The following is an 18,993-nucleotide window of genomic DNA, read 5'->3' as shown; positions in this document are numbered from 1 at the left end:
CGCCCAGCCCGCGCAGCGCCGCCGCCCGCACCCGGTCGGCCTCGCGGCGCGAGTCGGCCGCCGAGGCGATGCCGGCGGCGCAGCCCTCCCACTCAGCGAGCCGGCGCCGGGTGCGGCGCTCGACGTGACGTTGCAGATCCAGCGCGGCGTCGACGTAGCCGTCCAGGTTCGGTTGGAAGCCGAGCGGTATGGCAGTCACGGCGGCGCAGTCTATCGCAATCGTTTGTCAGCCTTTGAACTGGGAGTTCAGTGGTCGTTCTGCAAGTTGGTCTTGACAGTTGCAGGACTGCCTTGCAATCGTGCGGGGTATGACCCGCTATGCCATCGCCGGACTGTCCAACCGCGGCGTCGCCAGCTTCGTGCGGCCCATCCTCGGCTCGCTGGGCGGCGCGGACACCGCGCTCGGCTACGGCGAGAACGCCGAGGACTACTCCGATCACGCCGACGTCGTCGCGGTGGTCGACCCGGACGAGGCGCGGGTGACGTCGTTCAACGAGACGCTGCTGCCGCCGGGACACGCGCCGCTCGCGTGGTACTCGCCCGACGACTTCGACCGCATGGTCGACGAGGCCCGGCCCGACGTCGTCGTCGTGGCCTCACCCGACCACACGCACGCCGCCTACACGCTGGCCGCGCTGCGCCGCGACGTCGACGTCATCGTCGAGAAGCCCATGGTCACCACGGCCGCCGACGCCGCCGCCGTCCTGGCCGCGGAGCAGGCGTCAAAAGCGACCGTGCGGGTCACCCACAACCTGCGGTACACACTGCGGCACCGCACCATCAAGCGGCTGATCCTCGACGGCGCCATCGGCCGGCCCACCCACGTCAGCCTCGACTACCACGTCGACATCCGGCACGGCGCCAGCTTCTTCCTGCGGTGGAACCGCCGCCGCGAGCTGTCCGGCGGTCTGTCGGTGCACAAGAGCACCCACCACCTCGACCTCGTGTCGTGGTGGCTCGACGACGTCCCGGAGCGTGTCTTCGCGCTCGGCGGGCGGTACTACTACGGCCCCGACAGTCCGCACCGACCACGCGACGAGCGGGGTGAGCCGCTGGCCGGCGCGACGCTGCGCGAGCAGGATCCGTACTACCGGGCCCAACTGGGCAGCAACACCTTCCCCGACGGTTCCGGTGCCGGCCGCGTGGGCCTGTTCGGCCTGTCCTACGGCCACCAGTACCCGGCCGGCCAGGACATGTACCTCTACGATGACGAGATCGACGTCGAGGACACCTACAGCGCGCTGGTCGCCTACCGCGGCGGCGTCGCGCTGTCCTACACGATCGACTTCTCCTCGCCGTGGGAGGGCTACCGGGTGGCCATCAACGGCACGCACGGGCAGATCGAGACGCTGCACGGACGGCTGCCCGGTGGCGGGGCGCTGCCCGGGTCGGGCGAGATCAGCCACCGGCCGCTGTTCGGCGAGGCGCGCGCGATCGAGGTCGCGGTGGTCGCCGGAGGCCACGAGGGCGCCGACCCGCTGCTGCGGCACGACCTGTTCGTCGGGCCCGGCCGCGAGTCGCAGGAGCTGGGCCTGCTGGCCGATTCCGCGGACGGCGCCCGCGCGGTCGCGGCCGGCGAGGCCATCTGGCGCTCCATCGCGACCGGCGACGTCATCGACGTGGACGGGCTGCTCACGCCGCCCGAGTGAGGCGAGCGACGTCCGGACCCCGCCCGGTCGTGGTGGTCGCCCCTCGACCTGCCATGATCATCAACCTTTTGAGCGGCTCTGACGACCAGAAAGGAGGATGAAATCGGGCCACAAGCCCCGCGCGGGCATGCTGACGCCCCGGGCAGCCAGGTGCCCGGGGCGTGCTCAGTGGGGCCTCAGCTGGCCCAGGCCATCAGCGACTCGTTGCGGCGCGGGTCGCGCAGCAGCATGAGCGCGTGCTTCTCGAGCTGGCGCACCCGCTCGCGGGACACGCCGACCTCGTCGGCGACGTCCTGGAGGGTGTGCTCGTGGCCGTCGACCAGGCCGTAGCGCATGCCGATGATCTTCGCCTCGCGTGTGGGCAGCGAGTCGAGGACGGTGCGCAGCTGCTCGCTGAGCGCCCGCCGCTCGACCAGGTCGGAGGCCTGGACGGCGTCGTCGTCCTCGATGAGCTCGCCGATGCTGGACTCGCCGTCGTCGCCGATGGGGGTGTCGAGGCTGAGGGGGTCGCGGGCGACCCGGCGCAGCTCGACGACCTTCTCGACCGGCAGCCCGGCCTCCTCGGCGATCTCCTCGACCGTGGGATCGCGGCCGAGCAGCCGCTGCAGGTCGCGGTCGATGCGGTGCAGCTTGGCCACCGTCTCGGACACGTGCACCGGCAGCCGCACGGTGCGGGTCTGCTCGGCCAGTCCGCGCTGGATGGCCTGGCGGATCCACCACGTGGCGTAGGTGGAGAACTTGAAGCCCTTGGCGTAGTCGAACTTCTCGACCGCGCGGATGAGGCCGAGGTTGCCCTCTTGGATGACGTCGAGGAACGGCAGGCCGCGGCCGGACAGCTTGCGCGCGACCGACACGACCAGGCGCAGGTTGGCGCGGATCATGTGGTCGCGGGCGGCCTGGCCGTCGCGGACCAGCGCCTCGAGCTCGGCCTTGTAGGACGGCGTCAGCTTGCGCTTCGCGGGCAGGGCACCGGCCAGCAGCTGCTCGGCGTACACACCGGTCTCGATGCGCTTGGCCAGCTCGACCTCCTCGGCCGCGGTGAGCAGCGGCGTCGAGCCCAGCTGCGCGAGGTAGCGTCCGACGAGGTCGGGCTCGCCCTCGGAACGCGCCTGACGGCGCCGCGGCGTGGCCGCGCTGGTGGCCTTGGGTGCAGCTGCCATGTGTCCCCCTCGAGGTCGAGTCGGCGTCCGGACCGTACCCGCACGATCAACGAACATACGTTCACAACGCACGAGAGCTCACAAAGATTCCGCGACCCTCTGGGCAGGAGAGAAATCTCATGATAAAGACGCTCCGGCGCAGGCCGGCCGCCACGGCGCCCGAATCGCGGACCCCGCAGGACATGGCAGGCTGACTGTACGTACTGTTGTCAGGACAAAGTCAGCGCCGACGATTGGGGAATGGTGGCGATGAAGGGCATAGCCGGCGCGCCGGTGAGCTTCGGCGTCTTCGAGCTGACGGCGGACCAGCCGCTGCCGGACCCGAAGGAGATCCTCGGCCCGCTGCACGACCTGGGGTACGACGGCGTCGACCTCGGGCCGGTCGGCTGGCTGGGCCGCGGCGACGAGCTGCGCCGGCGGCTGCGCGACCACGAGCTGGTGCTCGTGGGCGGCTGGGTCGACCTGCCGTTCACCGACGACGAGGCGTTCCGGGCGGCGCTGCCGGCGCTCGACGACGCACTGGAGATCTTCGTGGCGGCCGCCGAGCTCGACCCGGCGCGCAAGCCGCTGCCGACGCTGGCCGACTCCGGCAGCGACCTGCGCCGCGCCAACCCGGGCGGCGCCGCGCCGGGACTCGCACTCGACGACGCCGGCTGGGAGCGGATGGCGCGCAACGTGGAGACCGCGGCCGCCCGAGTGCGCGCCGCCGGCCTGGAGCCCACGTTCCACCACCACGCCTGCACGTACGTCGAAACGCCCGCCGAGATCGACGAGTTCCTGGCCCGCACCGACGTCAGCCTGACCTTCGACACCGGCCACCTGCTCATCGGCGGCGGCGACCCGGTCGAGGGCTGGCGGCGCTGGGGGTCGCGGATCAACCACCTGCACCTCAAGGACGCCAGCGCCTCGGTGCTCGACCAGGTCGTCCGGGAGAAGGCCGGCATGCGCGCGGTCTGGGAGCGGCGCGCGTTCGTCGAGCTCGGCGCGGGCGACCTCGACCTCGACGGTTTCATGGACGCCGTCGTCGAGAGCGGCTTCGACGGCTGGCTGGTGGTCGAGCAGGACGTCGTGCCGTCGCCGTCCGACCCGCCGGGACGGGTGATCGACGACCAGCGCGCCAACCGCGAGGCGCTGCGCAGGTGGCTGCCGTGAGCGACCGCGTCCGGCTGGCCGTCGCCGGCCTCGGCGCCGTGGCGCAGTCCGTCCACCTGCCGCTGATCGCCCGCCGCTGGGACCTGTTCGAGCTGGTCGCCGTCTGCGACCTCGCCCCGTCACTGCGCACCGACATCGGCGAGCAGTACGGCGTGCCGGAGGACCGGCGCTACGCCGACGCCGGGCGGATGATCGAGGAGAGCGGCGCCGACGGCGTCGTCCTGCTGACCTCCGGCTCGCACGGCGACGTCGCGCTGCGGGCGCTGCGGGCCGGTGTCGCCGTCTTCTGCGAGAAGCCGCTGACCTACACCGTCGCCGAGGCCGACGCGCTGGCCGCCGCCGAGCGGGAGCTGGGCCGGCCGGGGCTGCTGCTGGCCTACATGAAGGAGCACGACGAGGCGGTCTGGCAGCTCAGCGAGCGGCTGGCCGGCGTGGACGACGTCCGCGCCGTCGAGGTCGAGGTGCTGCACCCGACCGGCGAGTCGCAGCTGGCCTACGCGAACCTGCGCCCGGCGCCGCTCGACGTCGACCCAGACGCCGTCAGCCGGCTCGCCGCGCAGTCCACCCGGCTGCTCGACGCGGCGATCGGTGCCGAAACGTCCGACCGGCTGCGGCACCTGTACGCGAACGTCGTCCTCGGCAGCATGGTGCACGACACCTCGCTGCTGCGGGCGGTGTTCGGCGGGCTGGTGACCGTCGACGGTGCCCGGCAGTGGCCGGACGGCGCGCAGCCGGGGCGGGCTCCGGGGTCGGTCGAGGTCACCGGCGAGCTGCCCGGCGCCGTGCGGGCCCGGATGAGCTGGCACTACCTGCCCGACTACCCGGCCTACACCGAGACGCTGACGGTGCACCACGGCCGCGGCTCGCTGCGGGTGACGTTCGGGACGCCGTACGTGCTGAACAACCCGACCCGGCTCGAGGTCGTCGAGGCGCCGCCGGCGGGCATGGCCGCGGGCGGCGAGCTGCGCTCGGTGTTCACGTCCACGGGCGAGTCGTTCGAGAACGAGCTGGCCGACTTCCACCGCATGGTGACGGCCGGGGAGCGGCCGCGCGCCGGCGTCGCCGAGGGTCGCGAGGACATCCTGACCAGCCAGCGGATCGTGCGCCTGCTGGCCGGCGACGAGCCCCTCGGCGGGGAGGCGGCGACCGCATGAGCGAGGAGCCGCAGATCGTCCTCGTCCCGCACACCCACTGGGACCGCGAGTGGTACGAGCCGTTCCAGGTGTTCCGGCTGAAGCTGGCCGACGTGCTCGACGACGTCATCGCGCGGGCCGAGGCGGACCCGGACTTCCGGTTCACCCTCGACGGCCAGTTCGCCGCCGTCGACGACTACCTGGAGCTGCGGCCGCAGAACCGGCACCGGGTCGCCGAACTGGTGCGGCAGGGCCGGCTGTCCATCGGGCCCTGGTACATCCTGCTCGACGAGTTCCTGTGCTCCGGCGAGACGATCGTGCGCAACCTCGAACTGGGCTGGCAGGGCGCCGCGGCGCTCGGCGGCGCGATGCCGGTGGGCTACCTGCCCGACATGTTCGGCCACACCGCGCAGATGCCGCAGATCCTGGCCCGCGCCGGCATCGAGCACGCCAGCCTGTGGCGCGGCGCGCCCGGCGCGCTGGACCGGCACGCCTTCCGCTGGGAGGCGCCCGACGGCAGCGCCGTGCGGGTCGAGTACCTGTTCGACGGCTACGGCAACGCGCTGGACCTGTTCGCGATCCCGGCCCGGCTGGGCGAGGCGGTCGCGGCGTACCGGTCCGAGACCCGCTCGTGGTACGGCGACGACCCGGTGCTGGGCATGCTCGGCACCGACCACTCCGCGCCGCGGCCGGACCTCATGGAGCTGGTCCGCGGCCCGGGCGGCGCCGGGCTCACCGTCGCCGGTCTGGCGGAGTACGTCACCCGGTTCCGGCCCGACGACCCCGGCCTGCCGGTGGTCGTGGGCGAGCTGCGCAGCCACGCGCGCGGGAACATCCTGCCGGGCGTCTTCTCGATCCGGGTCGGGCTCAAGCAGGCGATGGCCCGGGCCGAGCGGGCCGTCGGCGAGGCCGAGGCGCTGGCGGCGCAGTTCCAGCCCGCGGCCGACTACCGCGAGGCGTTCCTGCTGGCCTGGCGGAAGATCGTCGAGTGCACGGCGCACGACTCCGTCACCGGCTGCGGCGTCGACGAGACCGCCGGCCAGGTCGCGGCCCGGCTGGCCGAGGCCGAGCAGGCCGGACGGGCCGTCCGCTCGGCGGTGCTGCGGTCGATCGCGGACCGCGTGCCGGCCGATGCGCACGCCGTCGTCAACACCGTCCCGTGGCCGCGCACCGTGCTGGCCGAGCTCGACGTCGCCGCGCCCGCGGCCGACCGGCCCGTCACCGCGGTGCTGCCGGACGGAACGGCGCTGCCGGTGCAGGAGCTGAGCCGCTCCGAGACCGTGCTGGGCGACGAGAAGCTGGCCGCGGCCGACTTGGAGAAGGTGATCCGGCGCATCCACGGCCGCGAGCTGTTCGGCCAGCAGATCGAGTCGTACGCCGTCACTCCGGGTGGCCTCGACTTCGAGGTCGCCCAGGTGCCGTCGACACCGGAGTTCGACCTCGCGGCGCTGCGCGGGGAACTGGCCGCCGCCGCGGCCGACGCGCCGGGGGAGTGGCGGGTCCGTACGGTCGCCCAGCAGCGGCGCCGGGTGCTGGTCGCCGTCCCGCTGGACGCGTCCGGGCAGGTGGCGGTGCGAGCCGGCCAGGACGGCGCGCCCGCGGCGGCGCCGCCCGACGCGGTGGAGGTGGCCGAGCGGTCGCTGGCGTCGCCGCATGTGCGGGTCGACGTGGCCGGTGACGGCACGCTGACCGTCCAGGGGGCCGACGGGACCGTCCTCACCGGCGTCGGCCGGCTGGTGTCCGGCGGCGATCGCGGCGACAGCTACAACTACGGCCCGCCGGCCGCCGACGTGCCGGTCGACGCGCCGTCGTCGGTGACGGTGACGGTCGACGAGCGCGGCCCGCTGCGCGGTGTGCTGCGGGTGGTGCGGACGTACGACTGGCCGGTGGGGCTGTCGGCGGACGTGGACGTGCGGGCCGCCGAGACGGTGCCGGTCGAGGTGACGACGCTGGTCGAGGTCCGCCTCGGCGAGCCGTTCGCGCGCCTGGACGTGTCGTTCGTCAACCCCGCGCGCGACCACCGGGTCCGGCTGCACGTGCCGCTGCCCGCGCCGGTCACGGAGTCCGCCGCCGACGGCCAGTTCGCGGTGACGGTGCGCGGACTGACGTCCGAGGGCGGCTGGGGCGAGTACCCGCTGCCGACATTCCCGGCGTCGTCCTTCGTGTCCGCCGGCCCGGCGACCGTGCTGCTGGACCACGTCACCGAGTACGAGCTGGTGGACGACGGCGCGGAGCTGGCGCTGACACTGCTGCGCGCCGTCGGCTGGATGAGCGTCAACCTGCATCCGTTGCGCGACGAGCCGGCCGGGTCGGAGTTCGCGGTGCCCGGCGCCCAGTACGTCGGCGTCCCGGTGCGGGCGCGGCTGGCGGTCCTGCCGCGGGCCGGCGGGTGGGGCGCGGCGTCCGCGCCCCGGCGAGCCGAGGAGTTCCGGCACGACGCGCTGGTGACGCCGGGCCTGGCCCCCGCGGGCGGTGAGCTGCCGCCGCCGTCGTCGGGCCTGGGCGTGAGCGGGCCGGGGGTGGTCGCGTCGTCGATCCGGGCCCGCGGCGACGAGGTCGAGGTGCGGCTGGTCGCGATGTCCGCCGCCCCGACGACGGCGACCGTCACCGGCGCGTTCGTCACGGCCTGGCGGACCGACCTGCTCGGCCGCGCGCTGGAGCCGCTCCCCGTCGAGGGCGACCGCGTCGACGTCGAGCTCGGACCGTGGGAGATCGCGACGATCAGGGTGTCGTGACCGGCTGCGGCGCGGTGGCGATGCGCAGCGCCGCGACCAGCTCGCGGTAGAGCTCGTCGGCCGCGAGCAGCTCCTCGTGGGTGCCGACGGCGCGGACCCGGCCGGCCTCGAGCAGCACGATCTGGTCGGCGTCGACGACCGTCGACAGCCGGTGCGCGATCGTCACGACGGCGCCGGTGGCGGCCTGGCGGCGGATGCCCCTTCCGCCACGGCCTCTTGCCGCGGGGCTGATGTGAATGTCCGGTGTTCGGTCGTGACCGAACAGTGAGCGCTTGCGTGGCTCGTCGCCCGGGGTGCGCGGTGTCACGGGCCGAGCAGCGCTAGCGGTACCACTGCGACACCGTCACGCCGGCGGTAGGCGAACGTGCCCGTGTAGATGACCATGCGGTCGATGAGCCTGTCGCCGAGCTGTTCATGGAGCCAGTTGAGGTGCCGTACGTCGGCGTCGCTGACGGTGTCGGCGAGCTTCACCTCGATCGCAAGGCATGAGAGGTCGCCGCGCTCGACGATCAGATCGATCTCGTGGGTGTCGTTCTTGGTGCGTAGGTGCCCGACCCGGGCGTCGGCCGCCTCTGCGTAGACCCGGACCGACTGGGCGACGAGTGACTCGAAAAGGGCGCCCAGCCAGGTACCGGTGGTCGCCGATACGCGCGTCCCGTCACCACGGAGCAGGCCCGTCTTGCCAACCCCGACGAGCCGGGCCGCGAGAGCCGGATCCACGAGGTGATGCTTCGGGGCGCGAGTGAGCCGCGTGAGAGGCGCGAAGGCCGGGATCCACGCGTCTACCGGATCGAGAATGAAGATGCGCCTCAGGTGCTCGCGATACACTCCGACGGTCTGACGAGTGGGTTTGTCACCCTCTCCGGGTGTCGCCGCGTCGAGGATCGTGCCGTATGCCGCGGTGGTGGCCGTGGCCGCCGCATAGGCGGTCAGCCAGGCTCGCAGGGAGCCGGGGCGACGCACGGTGAGGCCGGCCTCCGGCAGCTCGCGCTGGACGATGCGTGCGACGTAGCTGTCGAGCTGCATCTGGCGTGCGCGCTCGGGAAGATCTCGGATGCCCGGGAAGCCGGACCGGAGGACCTCGTCCGTGTACGCCGGCAGGTTGACATCCGACATCCCAGTGACCTCCTGCTGTTCGCCCGCGAGCACCGCGCGCATGGAGACCGTCGGTTCCTGGATGCCGCGTTCACTGAAGGACAAGGGGCGCATCGGCATGCTGACGATCCGGCCTGCGCCGGAGTGGAGGCGAATCCCTGGGGCGACACCCGCGGAGCCGGCGAGCAGGAACTGGCCGCCGGTCCCGTCGGCATCGACCGCTCGACGGACTCGGTCCCAGACGTAGGGCTCGAGCTGCCACTCGTCGATCAGGACGGGCAGCGGGACCTGTGTCACGAGGTCGAGGTTGCCGGCCACCGCTGCGCGCGTGTTGGGATTGTCGAGAGACAGGACCGTCGTGGCGCGTTGGCCCGCGGTGGCGGTCTTTCCCACCCCCTTCGCCCCCTCCAGAGCGATCGCGGCCAGGTGGGGAAAGAGCTCGTCAAGCGTGTCGTCGACGATGCGTCGCCGGTAGGCCATGGTGTCCAACTTAACAGATGGACGCAGTTCTACTTAACGTATGGACGCCCTTCTGCTTGACATATGGCCCAAGCTTCCGGAGTCGCATTCCGGCATGCGTCAGTGATACCGGCCTTGGCGTGCCAAGACCATCTGTCCGGCGTGATTCATACACTCGGGATTCATCTGCGACCGGGCAGTCGCAGGCGCGGCTTGGGGGGCACATGTTCACGCGCAAGCGGACCGAGACATCAGCGAAGACACTCACACCATGGGATCTGTGGGTCCCGGGCGGTTGGTGCAACCAGGAGGTCGTGGGCGAGAGTCAGTACCTGCCAGTGCTCCGGCTGCTGACCGCCGCCTACCGTGAGACCGCTGGGATCAGGGGGTGACCGCGACGACCGCGGCCATGGGGGTCTCGAGGCGGTGCGGCCCGTCGGCACCGGGGAAGCGCGCCAGCTCGCCGCGCACCACCTGACGCCGTCCCCACATGTCGGCCAGCAGCAGGCCGTCCGCGCCCACCGCGACCAACTCCCCGTCCACCCGCAGCAGCACCGGCTCGTCCACACCCCACGCGAGCGCCGTCCGCCCGGCGCGCAGCGAGTCCATCACGTCCGGAACCGTGGGCGAGGCCGCCGCGACCCAGGTCACCGGGCGCGCGAGTGGCCGGCCGTCCGCCGGTGAGTGGAAGTCCGAGCCGCTGATCGGCACCGTCGCGAGGTCCCACGCCGTCCACCAGGCCAGCGGGCCGGTCCACTCGCGCGCCATCCAGGAGTGGTGGAAGATCTCCGCGAGCGGCGGCCGCACATCGAGCGGATGGTGCCACGAACAGTCTCCGGCCAGCGGATGGTTGATCGACAACAGGCCACCCGCCGACTCGACGAAGGAGACCCACGACGACGGCGGCTGGCGGAAGTCGACCCAGGGGATGGGGCCGAACGCGTTCGCGTGCCCGCGGTCGGTCGTCACCTCCTGGCCGGGCAGCAGCGTCACCCCGTACCGCGCACCCACGGACGGCAGCGAAGCGTGGTGCGAGACCGTGTTGTGGTCGGTGACGGCGAGCACGTCCAGCCCGGCCGCGACCGCCAGCGACGCCAGCTCGGCGATCCCCAGCGAGCCGTCGGAGTGCAGCGTGTGGGCGTGGAAGTCGCAGGCCAGCCAGGTCAGGCCGGCCTCGGCCGGCAAGGAGCGACGCGGCGGGCGCGGCGGCGCCGGCGGCCCGGAAGGCTCCGGGTCCAGCGGGGCGCGAGCGTCGTCCAGCACCACCGACACCTCGACGGGCACCCCCTCAGCCGGCACCCGGTACAGCCCCAGCACCACCGACCACTCGCCCGGCTCCAGCGGGCCGGCGACATACCCCGGCGTCGCCGCCGACGCCGTCACCGTGAACCGCCGCCGTGCCCCGCCGGACCAGCCGCGCCAGCCCGCCGGGCCGGCGCACCCGAGGTCGATCACCGCGCCCTCGCCCGCATACGACAGGGACACGTGCACCGACGACGTCCCCTCCGGCACCTCGAAGGGCACGTCCAGGTACGGCGACGCCGCGCGGTCGGCCGGGAACAGCCGCCGCGAGACCACGACCGTCATGCCGCGGCCGCCACCGGCTCCAGCAGTTCCTCGCTCTCGGCGTCGAACAGCAGCGTCCGCTCCGGCCGGACGGCGACGAAGCCGGCCGTGCCCGGCGCCGGCTCGTCGTCCTCGTCGACCACGACCTGCACCAGCACGCCGTCGGCGGCCTCGACGGTGACCAGCACCGATGCGCCGAGATTCTCGACGACGGTGACGGTGCCGGCGATCGCGCCGTCCACGGCCGAGGAGGACCAGCGCAGGTACTCCGGCCGTCCGCCCCAGATCACCGACGCGCCGTCACCGACGGACAGCCCCGGCGGCAGTGGCAGCGACGCCCCCGCCACCGAGACCCGCCCTCCTTCCACGACCCCCGGGTGCAGGTTCATCGGCGTCGACCCGACGAACCCGGCCACGAACGTGTTGGCCGGACGGCGGAAGACGTCGCGCGGCGAGCCGACCTGCTGGATCCGGCCCGATCGCATGATCGCGATCCGGTCGGCCAGCGCCAGCGCCTCCGCCTGGTCGTGCGTGACGAACACCGTCGTGACGCCGAGGTCGCGCTGCAGCCGCTTGAGGAACGTCCGCGCCTCCAGCCGCAACCGCGCGTCGAGGTTGGACAGCGGCTCGTCGAACAGGAACACGTCGGGCTTGCTGGCGACGGCCCGCGCCAGGGCGACGCGCTGCTGCTGCCCGCCGGAGAGCTGGCCGGGCCGCCGCGCCGTCAGCCCGGCCAGCGACAGCCCGCCCGCCACCTCCTCGGCTGTGGCCAGCCGCGAGGCACGATCCACCTTCTGGATCTTCAGCGGGTACGCGATGTTGTCGGCGACGGTCATGTGCGGGAACAGCGCGTAGTCCTGGAACACCATCGCGACGCGCCGCTCGCCGGGCGGCAGCGTCGTCACGTCGCGCGACCCGATCGACAGCCGTCCGTCCGTCGCCGTCTCCAGGCCGGCGATCGTGCGCAGCAGCGTCGTCTTGCCGCAGCCGGACGGGCCGAGCAGCGCGAAGAACTCGCCGTCCTCGATGGTGAGGTCGAGCCCGTCGACGGCCCGGACGCCGCCCGGGTACTCCTTGACCAGTTGGTGGGTGGTGATCGCCGCCATCAGCGCTTGATCCCTCCGTGGAAGCGGAAGCCGTAGCGGCGGTTCACGAACAGGTACATGACCACCACCGGTATGGAGAAGAGCAGGGAGAACGTGGAGATCAGGGCGAGGTTGGGCTGCCCGCCCTCGGTGTAGAAGGTGAACATGACGACGGCGGCCGGCTGCCGGTCGGGGGAGCGGAGCAGGATGAACGGGACGAGGAAGTTGCCCCACACCTGCACCACGGCCCAGACGGCGATGGTGGCCAGCCCCGGCCGGGCGATCGGGACGACGACGTGCCGCAGGATCTGCAGCGACGACGCCCCGAACACCCGCGCCGACTCCTCGTAGGACCGTGGCGTGGAGTCCATGAAGTCCTTGAGGATGAAGATCGCCGTCGGCAGCAGCCCGCCGGTCAGCACCAGCACGACGCCGAGCTGCCGGTCGATCAGCCCCAGCTCCGTCATCAGCAGGAACGTCGGCACCATGGCCGCGGTCCCGGTCACGATCGACGACAGCAGGAGCAGCAGGTAGAGCAGCGTGTCGCGGCCGGGGATGCGGACCCGGGACAGCGCGTACGACGCCAGCGCGGCCAGCACCAGCGTGATCGCCATCGTCCCCGCCGCGATCAGCACCGAGTTGCCGAGCGACCGCATCGCGTACGGGTTGTCCCACAGCGTGCGGAAGTTCTGCAGCGTGAAGTCCGGCAGCGACACCTGCACAGACGGCGCGGCGTCGAACGGCGCCGTCAGCAGCCACAGCAGTGGCAGCGCGAAGAACACGAACACGAAGCCGGCGAAGACGTACCGGCCGATGACGCCCAACGACTGACGGACGGTCATGACCGGCGCTCCCTCAGCAGTCGCAGGTACACCGACGCCACGATCAGGTTGATGATGATCATGATCAGCGAGAGCGCCGCACCCTGGCCGAGCGCGCCGTCACGCAGCGCGACCCGGTAGATGTAGATGCCGAGGATCTCGGTGCGTCCCTGCGGGCCGCCGGCGGTGATCAGGTACGGCGCGAACACGTTGAACGTCCACAACGTGATCAGCAGCGTATTGGTGAGGATGTGGCCGCGGATGTTCGGCAGCACGACGTCGCGCAGGGTGGCGAACGTGCCGGCGCCGGCCATCCGGGCCGTCTCGAACTGCGACGGCGGCACCGACGCCAGCGCCGAGCTGAACAGCAGCATCGAGAACGCCGTGCCGTTCCAGATGTTGAAGACGATGATCGACTGCATCGGGTACTCGAGCAGCCAGGCGGTGCCGTCGCTGCCCAGCAGCGCGTTCAGCGTGCCCTCCCGGCGGTCCAGCAGCGCCAGCCACAGGAACGCCACCACCGACGCGGGGATGATCCACGCCAGCAGCACCACGGTCTCCAGCACCGACCGCACCGCGGGCCGCAACCTGCGCGCCGTCCAGGCCAGCGCGAACCCGAGCACCGACTGCCCGATGATCGCGGAGAAGAACACGAACGCCAGCGTCAGCACCAGCGAGTTGCGGAACGCCGGGTCGCTCAGCGCGTCGGTGTAGTTCTCGGTGCCGACGAACTCCGGCTCGGCCGCTGCCAAGCCGGTCAGGCGCCAGTTGGTCAGCCCGAGGTAGAGCGTCCAGACCGCGGGGAAGACCAGGAAGACGGCGATGACCAGCATCGCCGGCGCGACGAACCCGGTCGCCCGCCAGCGCCCGAGCCCGGCGGCGTCGCCGTCGTCGACACGGGCCCGGCGGGCGCCGCCGTCAGCGGCAGCGCCCGCCGGGTCGACGTCAGTCGGCGATGGAACCGTCGTCACCGACGATGCCCTCCAGTTCGCTCTGGTACGCCGCCGCCGCGTCCTCGGCCGACGTGCCCGACGCCACCGCCGCGGTCGCCTCCTGCAGCGCCACCGACACCTGCGGGTAGATGGCCAGCGCGGGCCGGTAGGCGGTGATCGGCAGGACCTCCTCGGCGATGAAGCTCATCAGCGGGTCGCCGGCCAGGGCCTCGGCGTTGACGTCGTCGCGCGGGGTGATGCGCGCACCGCCGCCGGCGATCAGCGCCTCGAACGCCTCCGGCGAGTTCATGAACGTCAGCAGCTCCCACGCCTGCTGCGGGAACTCGGTGTTCGGGTTGATGACGCGGCCCGTGCCGCCGGACATGCTGACGAAGTCCTGCCCGTTCAGGCCGGCGCCGGGCTCGCGGGCCGGAATCTTCGCCCAGCCGACGACCTCGTCGCGGTTGGCCATCGGGGCGATGCCGCCGTCGGGGTTGATGACCGAGCGCCACAGGTAGTCGCCCTCGATCAGCATGCCCAGCTGACCGGACGCGAACAGCTGGAACGACGTGTCGCGGCCCTGGGCCTCCTGCTGCAGCAGGGGGTCGCCGAGCTGCTCCTCGCCGTACACCTGGCTGTAGAAGTCCAGCACCTGGGTGACGCCCTCGGTGGCGCCGGTCCAGGTGTCGTCGGCCCAGATCTGCTCGCCGGTGCCGGCCAGCAGCGGCAGGAAGCCCTGCATCGTCGTCGCCTCGCCCATCGGGACGCCGGCGTTGATCTGCAGCGGCGTGACGCCCTCGATCTGCTTCAGCGCACGGGCCGCCTCGAGGATCTCGTCCCAGCTGGTCGGCTGCCAATCCTGCGGCAGCCCGGCCTGCGCGAACAGCTCCTTGTTGAAGTAGATGACCCGGCCGTCGGTGCCGACGGGGATGCCGTAGGCCTCGTCGTCGAACGTCATGGCCTGCTGGACGGCCTCGGGGATCTGCTCCCAGCCGTCCCAGTCGTCGACGGCGTCGCCGACGACGTCGCTGAGCGGCGCGATGTAGCCGGCCTCGGCGAACTCGCCGGTCCAGATGCCGTCGATGCTGATGATGTCGCCGCCGCCACCCGACTGCAGGTCGAGGGCGATCTTGGTCTTGTAGTCCTCGTCGTCGACGCCGTTCTCCTCGAACTCGATCGTGACGTCGACGCCCTTCGCCTCCTGCATGGCCGTGAACTCGGGGATGACGTAGTCGGTGATCCACGCCGCACCCTCGGAGTTCTTGCCTCCGGCGATGGCGTTGTCCGTGATGGTGAGCGTGACCTCGGTCGCCTCGGCGTTCTGCGAGGGGTCGCCGCCCGCGGATCCGCCGTCGTCGTCGCTTCCGCACGCCGCAAGGACGAGCGCCGCCGCGATCAGGCCGGCCGTGCCGCCGAACCCGGTGTTGATCCTCATCGATCCTCCAGAGCAGCCGAACCTCGATGTCCGGCTGTCAGATTGTCATGACTTTTAGGGCGAGGTCTAGACCTTCTGTGCGCTGTGACCTCACTGGAACATCGGATGCCGTGTCACGCGGGCTGCTCGGCAAATGTCCTAACATACTGACGTACTCATTCGCCAGGTGAAGGGAGTCCGGCGTGGCCGAGGGGATCCCGGAGCTCGTGGTCGATCGCGCCAGCCCGGTGCCGCTGTACTTCCAGGTGGCCCAGCACCTGGAGCAGCTGATCGAGTCCGGCGCGTATCCGCCCGGCACCCGGCTGGACAACGAGATCCAGCTCGCCGACCAGCTCGGCCTGTCGCGGCCGACCATGCGCCGCGCCATCGAGTACCTGGTCGACCGCGGCCTGCTGGTGCGCAAGCGCGGCGTCGGCACCCAGGTGGTGCAGCCCAAGGTGCGCCGCCCGGTCGAGCTGTCCAGCCTCTACGACGACCTCACGGCGGCCGGCAAGCAGCCGCGCACCCAGATCCTCTCCTTCGAGCTGCAGGAGCCCAGCGAGGTGGTGGCCGAGGCGCTCGGTCTGTCCGGCGGCGAGCGCGTCTACGCCGTCCGGCGGCTGCGGTTCACCGGCGACGAGCCGCTGTCGATCATGAGCAACTACGTCCCCGCCGCCCTCGTCCGGCTCGACGCCGGCGCGCTGGAGCGGACCGGCCTGTACGCGCTGATCCGCGCGGCCGGCATCAACCTGAAGATCGCCACCCAGACCATCGGCGGGCGCGCCGCGCGGGCGGCGGAGGCCCGGCTGCTCGCCGAGCACCCCGGCGCGCCGCTGCTCACCATGACCCGCGTCGCCTACGACGAGACCGGCCGCGCCGTCGAGTACGGCTCGCACCTCTACCGGGCGTCGATGTACACCTTCGAGCTCACCCTGACGACGACTTAGGCGAGGCGCCTTCGCCGTCAGCGGTCGGTGCCGGGCAGCGTGGCCGCCCAGGCCTCGCCCTCGTCGCGAGCGCGGGTGCGCAGGTCGTCCTGACCCGCGGCTGACGGAGACTCTACTGTCGCGAGGTCGGTGGCCAGCCCGGCGAGTGCGGTCTGCACCATCGGGCTCTCGAGCAGGAGTCGTTCGGTCCCGGGCACGTTGAGCTGAAGGTCCGGACGCGCGCACAGCGCGGCGTGGTCCGCGGCCTCATGGATCTGCCGAGCCGCCCAGGTGGCTTCCTGTGGATCGTCGGTCAGCCAGGCACGGACGGCGTAGGCCACGGCCGCAGTGGCGTACTGTCCGTAGCCCACCTCGAGGGTCCACGCACCGTCGTCGATCGGGATCATCTGCTCGGCCGTGGCCTGCGCGAGGGACAGGTCGCCGACGTCCTCACCGCCGGCCGCTCTCCATAGGTCGTCGAGCACCGTCCGCAACGCCGTGACGTCGCCCATGCCGGTCGCCTCGACGCAGCGGGTGAAGAGGGGCCACATCCGCTCCGCGCAGGCGGCCGCGAACGCCGTCCTGCCAGCCCGGTCGAGTCGGCTCAGCCGTGCCTTGATGTCGGCCTCGTCGTAGGTCCTCACGGCCGCTCGCCCAGCCGGTCCAGGAGGTCAGGGGCGAGGGCGCCGAAGCCGGTCGACGCCCAGGGCTCGACGCCGGCGTCCATGTAGTGGACGACGGTGTCGCCGGTCGGCAGGTCGAGGATCTCCGGTTCGCGCCGCTTGCCGATGTCGCGCCGGCACGCCCCGCAGCAGGGTACGTCGCGGGTGCCGGCCGGGGTCCGCCACGGCGCCTTCGTCGTCGCCGGGCCGTGCAGCGGGTTGAAGAAGCAGGCCGCCGTGGGAGTCCACGACCGGCCGTCGGCCGCGTGGCTCAGCGCGTCGTCGCCGCGGCGGGCCAGCACCAGCGCGCCGATCGCGTCGGCGGCGTCGTCGGAGCGGTCCAGGATCGCCGTCGCCGCCTGGTAGTGGTCGAGTGCGGCGGCCCAGGTCGCGCCGTCGTCGCCGTGCTCGATCTCCAGTTCGCGGATCCGCTCGCCCAGCGCCGCGGTCTCGGTCTCGGCGCGGCGGCGCCACTCGCGGGTCTGCGCCGACGAGATCCGCTGCAGCGCCCGCCGCTTGAGCACGACCTCGCCGCGCGGACGGCGGCGCCGCAGCACCACCACGGCGACGACGACGGCCAGCGCGACGCCGACGCCGATCGCGACCGGCGGGTCCATCCCCAGGACCTGCGACGATCCGTCACCGGTGCTCGTCACGGTCTCCTGCCGTTCCGGGAACTGCTCCTCGTACTCCGTTCGCGCCTCACCGCTGGTGAAGACGTCGACCGTCTCGCGTAGCTGCTCACCGAGGTCGCTGGGGAACCGGTCGCGCGCGACGTAGGTGGCCAGAGCGTCCTCGTTGTCGGTGGACGTGTTGTAGCTCGTCGCGTCGACCTGCCACCGGTCCGCGCCGGACTGCCGTCCGACGAAGTAGACGCCGTCGCGCTGCAGCTCGCGGTGCACCAGCGTGACCAGCTGGTTCGCGGACAGGTCGGAGTCGTAGTTCAGTGGCACGGCCAGCACGAACACCGTGGGATCGGCGCCGTCGACCAGGGACGTCACGGCGGACAACTGCTCCGGCGTGATCCACTCGGCGACCGCCGGGTCGACGTGCACGCCGTCGTCGGCCAGATCGGCCGCGATCGCGGCCGGGTCCGGCTCGTAGGTGACCTCGTCGCCGCTCACGCCGCCGCCCTCCGCCGTCGTACCAGTGCCCAGCCGATCAGTCCCAGCACCCCGGCACAGATGCCGCTGAAGCCGCCGATGAGCAGGCCGGCCGTGATGGTCCCGCCGGTGCCGCCCCAGTAGTCGCTGCCTGTGTCCTCGCCCAGGGTGTACTCCCGCCCGTCGTTCTCCGCGATCTCGTCCAGCAGCCGGGCGGTCTCCGCCGCGCTGGACCACGCGCCGTCCACGGCTCCGAAGACGGAGAAGTACTCGCCCTCGATGCCGACGTCGAGGCTGTCGACGTCCTCGCCCGGGCTCACTTCGAGGTAGACGCCGGGCCGGCCGGTCTCGGCGCCGATCTGCCGCAGCACGTCGCGGCTGAAGCCGTACCCGGCCTGGTCGCTGTCGGGCCACACGACCACGAAGACCTGCGGGTCCGACGCGGCCGCCGCGTCCTCCAGCCGGGCCAGCTCCTGGTCGGTGAACACGCCGTCGACGCTGGGATCGACGTAGACGTGCGCGTCGGCGAGCACCGCCGCCGCGGCCCGGGCCCGCTCCGTCACGGGCGGCTCGGGCATGACGGCAGGGGACGCGAGCCGCCACGCGAGGGCGCCGCCGGCGACCGCGACGACCAGCGTGATCAGCATGCCCACGATCCAGCGCCTCACCGTCGTGCACTCCGATCGTCGAGGACCTGCGCCGGAAGATCGCCGACCAGCGCGCCGAAGCCGGTCCGCGCCCAGACGGTGGACGTCTCGGGATACGGCGTCCAGCCGCGCCACCGGCGCTTGACGGCGAGGAACGGGCCCTGCACCCGGGCGCAGTCGCGGCACACCGGCGCGTCGATCGACGACCCGTCGAGCCGGACGGTGTCGCGCGCCTCGCCGTGCAGCGGGTCGATGAAGCACGGGCGGTACGGCGGCCGCTTCGGTGAGCCGGCCCGCTCGATCTCGCGGACGGCGACGGCGGCCAGCACGGTCGCGCCGACGGCGTCCAGCGGGTCGCCGGTCTCCAGGACGCGCTCGCCGGCCTCGACGGCGCTCGCCGCGGACTCGCCGGCCGGCGCCGTGAGCTGAGCGGCCGGCAGCCCGGCCAGCCGCC

At 72.4% G+C, this 18,993-nt stretch carries 16 protein-coding genes and 2 pseudogenes; 5 read left to right on the top strand and 13 right to left on the bottom strand.

The genetic code is table 11. From position 1 onward, the window contains the following. A partial coding sequence (locus DY240_RS28730; protein WP_147375564.1) for a hypothetical protein occupies positions 1-199 on the bottom strand: 199 nt, incomplete at its 3' end. Positions 200-308: 109 nt separating this feature from the next. On the opposite strand from DY240_RS28730, the gene DY240_RS28725 reads away from it, so the two are divergent. Next, positions 309-1,649 (top strand): Gfo/Idh/MocA family protein, encoded by a 1,341-nt coding sequence (locus tag DY240_RS28725; protein ID WP_119663074.1) that lies wholly within the window; start codon positions 309-311, stop codon positions 1,647-1,649. Between the two features lie 176 nt (positions 1,650-1,825). Here the strand turns inward: DY240_RS28725 and DY240_RS28720 are convergent, their stop codons facing one another. Beyond that, complete coding sequence (locus DY240_RS28720; protein WP_119663073.1) at positions 1,826-2,809, bottom strand: sigma-70 family RNA polymerase sigma factor; 984 nt, start codon at positions 2,807-2,809, stop codon at positions 1,826-1,828. Positions 2,810-3,058: 249 nt separating this feature from the next. On the opposite strand from DY240_RS28720, the gene DY240_RS28715 reads away from it, so the two are divergent. The 3 genes from DY240_RS28715 to DY240_RS28705 are packed head-to-tail and all read left to right on the top strand — an operon-like array spanning position 3,059 to position 7,829. After that, on the top strand, positions 3,059-3,961 hold the full coding sequence (locus DY240_RS28715) for a sugar phosphate isomerase/epimerase family protein (protein ID WP_119663077.1): 903 nt from the start codon (positions 3,059-3,061) through the stop codon (positions 3,959-3,961). Next, a complete protein-coding gene (locus DY240_RS28710) occupies positions 3,958-5,115 on the top strand; it encodes a Gfo/Idh/MocA family protein (protein WP_158603042.1) in 1,158 nt (385 codons plus the stop codon). The genes DY240_RS28715 and DY240_RS28710 overlap by 4 nt, the downstream gene beginning before the upstream one ends. Next, a complete protein-coding gene (locus tag DY240_RS28705) occupies positions 5,112-7,829 on the top strand; it encodes a glycoside hydrolase family 38 N-terminal domain-containing protein (protein WP_119663072.1) in 2,718 nt (905 codons plus the stop codon). Before DY240_RS28710 ends, DY240_RS28705 begins: the two co-directional genes overlap by 4 nt. On the opposite strand, the pseudogene DY240_RS28700 reads toward DY240_RS28705, so the two are convergent. The 7 genes and pseudogenes from DY240_RS28700 to DY240_RS28670 all read right to left on the bottom strand — a co-directional run. After that, a pseudogene (locus tag DY240_RS28700) lies at positions 7,816-8,025 on the bottom strand (ABC transporter ATP-binding protein); the annotation flags it as partial. The gene DY240_RS28705 and the pseudogene DY240_RS28700 sit on opposite strands and share 14 nt — an antisense overlap. 107 nt (positions 8,026-8,132) lie before the next feature. Continuing rightward, on the bottom strand, positions 8,133-9,404 hold the full coding sequence (locus tag DY240_RS28695) for an ATP-binding protein (protein ID WP_119663071.1): 1,272 nt from the start codon (positions 9,402-9,404) through the stop codon (positions 8,133-8,135). Positions 9,405-9,764: 360 nt separating this feature from the next. After that, positions 9,765-10,970, bottom strand: a complete 1,206-nt coding sequence (locus DY240_RS28690; protein WP_119663070.1) for a CehA/McbA family metallohydrolase — start codon at positions 10,968-10,970, stop codon at positions 9,765-9,767. Beyond that, positions 10,967-12,055, bottom strand: coding sequence for an ABC transporter ATP-binding protein (locus tag DY240_RS28685; RefSeq protein WP_119663069.1), 1,089 nt, complete (start codon positions 12,053-12,055; stop codon positions 10,967-10,969). Before DY240_RS28685 ends, DY240_RS28690 begins: the two co-directional genes overlap by 4 nt. Further along, positions 12,055-12,876: a carbohydrate ABC transporter permease gene (locus DY240_RS28680; RefSeq protein WP_119663068.1), complete on the bottom strand. Its 822-nt coding sequence runs from the start codon at positions 12,874-12,876 to the stop codon at positions 12,055-12,057. The genes DY240_RS28685 and DY240_RS28680 overlap by 1 nt, the downstream gene beginning before the upstream one ends. Further along, complete coding sequence (locus tag DY240_RS28675; protein WP_199702667.1) at positions 12,873-13,826, bottom strand: carbohydrate ABC transporter permease; 954 nt, start codon at positions 13,824-13,826, stop codon at positions 12,873-12,875. The genes DY240_RS28680 and DY240_RS28675 overlap by 4 nt, the downstream gene beginning before the upstream one ends. Beyond that, entirely contained in the window at positions 13,801-15,222 is a 1,422-nt protein-coding gene (locus tag DY240_RS28670; protein WP_119663067.1) for an extracellular solute-binding protein, read from the bottom strand. The genes DY240_RS28675 and DY240_RS28670 overlap by 26 nt, the downstream gene beginning before the upstream one ends. Before the next feature lie 182 nt (positions 15,223-15,404). Between DY240_RS28670 and DY240_RS28665 the strand changes: the two genes are divergently transcribed. After that, complete coding sequence (locus tag DY240_RS28665; RefSeq protein WP_119663066.1) at positions 15,405-16,148, top strand: GntR family transcriptional regulator; 744 nt, start codon at positions 15,405-15,407, stop codon at positions 16,146-16,148. A 17-nt stretch (positions 16,149-16,165) separates the two neighbouring features. On the opposite strand, the gene DY240_RS28660 is transcribed toward DY240_RS28665, so the two are convergent. From DY240_RS28660 to DY240_RS32590, 4 genes and pseudogenes are all read right to left on the bottom strand, one after another. Then, positions 16,166-16,771 (bottom strand): DUF416 family protein, encoded by a 606-nt coding sequence (locus DY240_RS28660; RefSeq protein WP_119663065.1) that lies wholly within the window; start codon positions 16,769-16,771, stop codon positions 16,166-16,168. Continuing rightward, the gene (locus tag DY240_RS28655) at positions 16,768-17,913 is read right to left on the bottom strand and encodes a hypothetical protein (protein WP_119663064.1); all 1,146 of its coding nucleotides are present in this window, start codon (positions 17,911-17,913) and stop codon (positions 16,768-16,770) included. The genes DY240_RS28660 and DY240_RS28655 overlap by 4 nt, the downstream gene beginning before the upstream one ends. Further along, a complete protein-coding gene (locus DY240_RS28650) occupies positions 17,910-18,545 on the bottom strand; it encodes a hypothetical protein (protein ID WP_158603041.1) in 636 nt (211 codons plus the stop codon). The genes DY240_RS28655 and DY240_RS28650 overlap by 4 nt, the downstream gene beginning before the upstream one ends. 11 nt (positions 18,546-18,556) lie before the next feature. After that, positions 18,557-18,993 (bottom strand): annotated as a pseudogene (locus tag DY240_RS32590) (hypothetical protein); the annotation flags it as partial.

The organism is Jiangella rhizosphaerae (assembly GCF_003579925.1).
GTDB lineage: Bacteria > Actinomycetota > Actinomycetes > Jiangellales > Jiangellaceae > Jiangella > Jiangella rhizosphaerae.
The sequence above is the reverse complement of the archived record's forward strand: the minus strand, read 5'-3'. Positions and strand labels throughout refer to the sequence as shown.